General features: G+C 64.0%; 5 protein-coding genes. 3 read left to right on the plus strand and 2 right to left on the minus strand.

What is annotated here, in order from left to right; genetic code table 11:
• Positions 1–825, minus strand: an 825-nt coding sequence (locus EOD07_RS22505) for an FAD-binding oxidoreductase (protein WP_164772433.1), incomplete at its 3' end; no start/stop codon positions are given.
• 100 nt (positions 826–925) lie between these two features.
• On the opposite strand from EOD07_RS22505, the gene EOD07_RS22510 reads away from it, so the two are divergent.
• From EOD07_RS22510 to EOD07_RS22520, 3 genes are all read left to right on the plus strand, one after another.
• The gene (locus EOD07_RS22510; protein WP_127237029.1) at positions 926–1513 is read left to right on the plus strand and encodes a TetR/AcrR family transcriptional regulator; all 588 of its coding nucleotides are present in this window, start codon (positions 926–928) and stop codon (positions 1511–1513) included.
• 5 nt (positions 1514–1518) lie between these two features.
• Positions 1519–2433 carry a haloalkane dehalogenase gene (locus EOD07_RS22515; RefSeq protein WP_127237030.1) on the plus strand — a complete coding sequence of 305 codons (915 nt, stop codon included), beginning with the start codon at positions 1519–1521 and terminating at the stop codon, positions 2431–2433.
• Positions 2434–2528: 95 nt separating this feature from the next.
• Positions 2529–4121, plus strand: a complete 1593-nt coding sequence (locus EOD07_RS22520) for a peptide chain release factor 3 (RefSeq protein WP_073987658.1) — start codon at positions 2529–2531, stop codon at positions 4119–4121.
• A gap of 114 nt (positions 4122–4235) precedes the next feature.
• Here EOD07_RS22520 and EOD07_RS22525 read toward each other — a convergent pair whose 3' ends face one another.
• A complete protein-coding gene (locus EOD07_RS22525) occupies positions 4236–4703 on the minus strand; it encodes a VOC family protein (RefSeq protein ID WP_127237031.1) in 468 nt (155 codons plus the stop codon).
• Between the last annotated feature and the right edge of the window lie 176 nt (positions 4704–4879).

A 4879-nucleotide genomic window follows, 5' to 3' on the forward strand; every position in this document is an offset into this window, starting at 1 on the left:
GAACAAATCGCGCGCTGTGGTTTGCGGGTTCTCGCCCGGATCGCCGCCGGCGAAATCCGAGCCGGCGATGATGCGGCCCTCCGCCGTCTGGCGCATATGCAGTCTTTCGGCGTGTACCAGCCCGTTGAGCAGTTTCTTGTAGGGACGCGAATGCACGATGAGGCCCGGCGGCGTGTCGAGCGGCAGCTTGATGCCGGCCGTTGCGGCAATGGCCGGGGCGCCGGCGCCTGCCGCGATGACGACCTCATCGGCGCGGATAGTTTCGTCCGAAACGATCACGCCTGTCACCTGGCCGCTCGAGAGGACCAGCCCGTCCACGGCGCCCGCGATCACCCGTGCGCCAAGCCGTTCGGCATCGGCCAGCAGCGCCTTTGCGGTCGCGACCGGCTCGGCAACGCCTTCCTCCGCGACGTAGACGGCGAAATCGGGAGGCGCGACCAGGTTGGGTTCGATCTCTCCCGCCCGCTTGGCGTCGACCCGCTCGATACCATAACCCCATGACGAGTGTTCGGCCGCATAGGCTTCGAGCTTGTCGGCCGGCAGGTCGAAGCAAAGACCGCCGCACCACGACAGCGGCAGCCCGGGCACGTCCTTCGCCAGCCTTTTCCATTCGGCCATGGCGCGGATGCGCAGCCGGAAATAGATTTCCGGATTGCCCCAGCTGGCATTGATCCAGGCGAAGGAATTGGGCGTGGCGACACCACCGGCGCCGCTTTCCGAAACCACCGTCACCCGCGCGCCAGCCTTCGTCAGATGCCAGGCGGTCGAAGCGCCGATGATGCCGGCGCCGACGACGATAACCGCTTTCGTCACGCTGTTCTCCATCCCTGTTCGCGGTGAGGTTCCCCACCTGCCATTTGCGGGCGCTTTTGCCAATGCAAACTTGCGGGCTTGACAACAATACGTACGTACGTATTATATCGCCATGGCCAGACAATCACTCCGCGAAAACCTCCTCGACGCCGGCTTCCAGACCATCTGGAATTCCGGCTACACCGCAGCCGGCGTCCGCGACATCGTTGCCGCGGCAGGCGCCCGACCAGGCTCCTTCACCAACCATTTCGCCTCCAAGGAAGACTTCGCCGGCGAGGTGCTGGAACGCTACTTCGCTTATGTCAGCGGCCTGGTGGAGAATGCGCTGGCGCGCGACGGCACGCCGCCCATCGGCAGGCTGCGCCGCTACCTCGACGTCATCACCTCCAAGCTCGAAGCGCATGACTGGGCGCGCGGCTGCATGATCGGCAATCTCAGCTTGGAAACGGCCGTGCACAGCGAGCCGCTCCGGCTCAGGCTGGTCGATATCTTCGAGCGCTGGCGCCGGCCCTTCGCGGCCTGCATCGCCGAAGGCCAGGCGGCGGGCGAGATCACCAAGGCTTTCGATGCCGAGGACCTCGCCGATTTCCTGCTGTCCTCCTGGCAGGGCGCCATGCTGCGCATGAAGGTCGAGCGTAGCCCGGAACCGCTCGAACGGTTCAAGAAAATCATCTTCAGCACTGTGTTCGGAAGGGAGTGATACGGATGTATTCGACGATCGATAAACAACCGCCGCGGCGCTCTGGAGTCGCCGTGCTCGATTCCACCATGTCTTATCTGGAGGCCGGATCGGCCGGCCCGACCGTGCTGTTTCTGCACGGCAACCCGACTTCGTCCTACATATGGCGGAACATAATCCCGCATGTCGCGCCGTTCGGTCGCTGCATTGCGCCAGACCTGATCGGCTATGGCCAGTCGGGCAAGCCGGACATCGACTATCGCTTCTTCGATCAAATCCGCTATCTCGACGCCTTCATCGAAGCTCTCGATCTCAAGGACCTGGTGATCGTCGCCCAGGATTGGGGTACGGCGCTGGCGTTCCATTTCGCCGCGCGGCGGCAGCGGCGTGTTCTCGGCCTTGCCTTCATGGAATTCATCCGGCCCTTCGAGCGCTGGGAGGATTTCCACCAGCGTCCCCAGGCGCGCGAGCTCTTCAAGGCGTTGCGCACGCCGGGCGTCGGCGAAAAGCTGGTGCTTGAGGACAATGTCTTCGTCGAAAAAATCCTGCCTGCCTCGGTCCTGCGCAAGATGAGCGAGGAGGAGATGGACGCTTACCGTGCGCCGTTCCCGACGCCGCAGTCGCGCAAGCCGGCGCTGCGCCTGCCGCGCGAACTGCCGATCGAGAACCAGCCGGCCGATGTCGCCGCGATCAGCGCGCACGATCACCGCGCGCTGCGGCTCTCCTCCTACCCGAAGCTGCTGTTCGCCGGCGATCCGGGGGCGTTGATTTCAGCGCAGGCGGCAAAGGAGTTCGCGGCCGGGCTGAAGAACTGCCGTTTCATCGATCTGGGGCCTGGCGCCCACTACCTGCAGGAAGATCACCCCGACACGATCGGCAAGGCCATTGCCGGCTGGTTGCCTGAGATTGCCCGGGCGGAGAGCGCGGCCGAACCGGCTTGATGCGGAGCGGCGGGCACGAGGCGTGCTCGCCCATGTCGACAGGCCGGCGCTGCGCTGATAGAAGCGCCGCCTGTCACACGGAACTCCTTGAAGATATGCCCGAAACGATACCTGAAGAGGTTGCGCGCCGCCGCACCTTCGCGATCATCGCCCACCCCGACGCGGGCAAGACGACGCTCACAGAAAAGCTGCTTCTGTTCGGCGGCGCCATCCAACTCGCCGGCGAGGTCAAGGCCAAGAAGGACCGCATCCAGACCCGGTCCGACTGGATGAAGATCGAGCGCGAGCGCGGGATCTCCGTCGTCACCTCGGTGATGACCTTCGAATATGAAGGCAACGTCTTCAACCTGCTCGACACGCCCGGCCACGAGGACTTCGCCGACGACACCTACCGCACGCTGTCGGCGGTGGACTCGGCCGTCATGGTCATCGACGCCGCCAAGGGCATCGAGCCGCGCACGCTGAAGCTGTTCGAGGTCTGCCGGCTGCGCGACATCCCGATCATCACCTTCGTCAACAAGATGGACCGCGAGAGCCGCGACCCGTTCGAGATCCTGGACGAGATCGAGCAGAAGCTGGCGCTCGACACGGCGCCCGTCACCTGGCCGATCGGCCGCGGCAGGACGTTTTCCGGCACCTATCACCTGGCGCTCAACGCCGTGCGCAAGGGCGATGAGGAAAAGGAGCGCACGCCCGTCAACGGCCCGGATTCCAACCGTGTCGCAGGGCTTTTGCCGGACAATGAGCGCGAAGCCTTCATCGAGGAGCTCGAACTGGCGCGCGAGGCCTGCCGGCCTCTCGATATCGACGCCTTCCGCGAAGGCCATCTGACGCCGGTCTATTTCGGCTCGGCGCTGCGCAATTACGGCGTGCGCGATCTGATCGAGGCGCTCGGCGCCTACGGTCCGCCGCCGCGCGCCCAGGAGGCCGATACCCGCACGGTGGAGGCGACGGAGGAGAAGATGACGTCCTTCGTCTTCAAGATCCAGGCCAACATGGACCCCAACCACCGCGACCGCATCGCCTTCGTGCGCGTCTGCTCGGGCACGCTGGAGCGCGGCATGAAGGCCAAGCTGGTGCGCACCGGCAAGCCGATGTCGCTCTCGGCGCCGCAATTCTTCTTCGCTCGCACCCGCGTCACCGCCGACGAGGCTTTCGCCGGCGACGTCGTCGGCATCCCCAACCACGGCACGCTGCGTATCGGCGACACGCTGACCGAAGGCGAGGAGATACTGTTCCGCGGCGTGCCGAACTTCGCCCCGGAAATCCTGCGCCGCGTGCGCCTCGGCGACGCCATGAAGGCCAAGAAGCTGAAGGAAGCGCTGCACCAGATGGCCGAGGAAGGCGTGGTGCAGCTGTTCTCGCCGGAAGACGGCTCGCCGGCCATTGTCGGCGTCGTCGGCGCCCTGCAGCTCGATGTGCTCAAGGAGCGGCTTAACATCGAATACACGCTGCCGGTGGATTTCGAGATGTCGCGCTTCTCGGTCTGCCGCTGGATCGCGGCCGACGACAAGGCGGAGGTGCAGCGCTTCATCGAAGCGCATCGCGGCGACATCGCCCGCGACCTCGACAACGATCCGGTCTTCCTCGCCCAGCACGCCTTCTCGCTGAACTACGAAGCCGAGCGCTGGAAAGCGATCCGCTTCACTGCGGTGAAGGACTATCAGGTGCGCGACAAGGCGGCGTGATTCTGGTGAATGGTGAATAGTGAGTAGCGAGTAGCGAGTAGTAAATAGTGGGTGGTAGTCGGGAAGGAGCGGCTGCTAACGCTTCACCATTCACCATTCACCATTCACTAATTCTCACCCCTTCGCCGCTTCCTCGATCTTGGCGATGTCGATCTTGCCCATCTGCATCATCGCCGACATGACGCGGCCGGCCTTGGCCCTGTCCGGATCCATAAGCAGTCTTGGCAGCTGCTCCGGCACGACCTGCCAGGAGACGCCGAACTTGTCCTTCAGCCAGCCGCATGGGCCGGGCTCGCCGCCTTCGCCAAGCCTCTCCCAGAAATGATCGACCTCTTCCTGCGTCTTGCAGTCGATCGATTGCGACATGGCTTCGGTGAAATTGAATTCCGGTCCGCCATTGAGCGCCTGGAACGGCACGCCGTCGAGCTCGAACGTGGTCACCAGCACCTTGCCCTCATCCCGATGGCCCTTGGGCCAGCGCATCACGCTCAGCACCTTCGAATTCTTGAAGATGGATGTGTAATGGTTCATTGCCTCTTCGGCCTGGTCGTTGAACCACAGGCAGGTTGTGATCTTTTGCATGCGTCTTCCTCCGAATGCTTCTTTGCCGATACGGTCAAACGGCTGAGTGCGTGAATGGTGCCGTCTGTCCAAGGACGGCTGTGCGGCCCGTGATCCGACACAGGCCTGCGGTTTTTCCGGAAGAATCTGGCGCAGTGCAAAGTGGTGGTCATGCCGGGCCGTGATCGCTATAACCG

The organism is Mesorhizobium sp. M2C.T.Ca.TU.002.02.1.1 (assembly GCF_003997225.1).

Bases quoted from the DNA above. Each gene is read 5' to 3' on its own strand.
- EOD07_RS22510 (WP_127237029.1), top strand. From the start codon at position 926: ATGGCCAGACAATCACTCCGCGAAAACCTCCTCGACGCCGGCTTCCAG.
- EOD07_RS22515 (WP_127237030.1), top strand. From the start codon at position 1,519: ATGTATTCGACGATCGATAAACAACCGCCGCGGCGCTCTGGAGTCGCC.
- EOD07_RS22520 (WP_073987658.1), top strand. From the start codon at position 2,529: ATGCCCGAAACGATACCTGAAGAGGTTGCGCGCCGCCGCACCTTCGCG.
- EOD07_RS22525 (WP_127237031.1), bottom strand. From the start codon at position 4,703: ATGCAAAAGATCACAACCTGCCTGTGGTTCAACGACCAGGCCGAAGAG.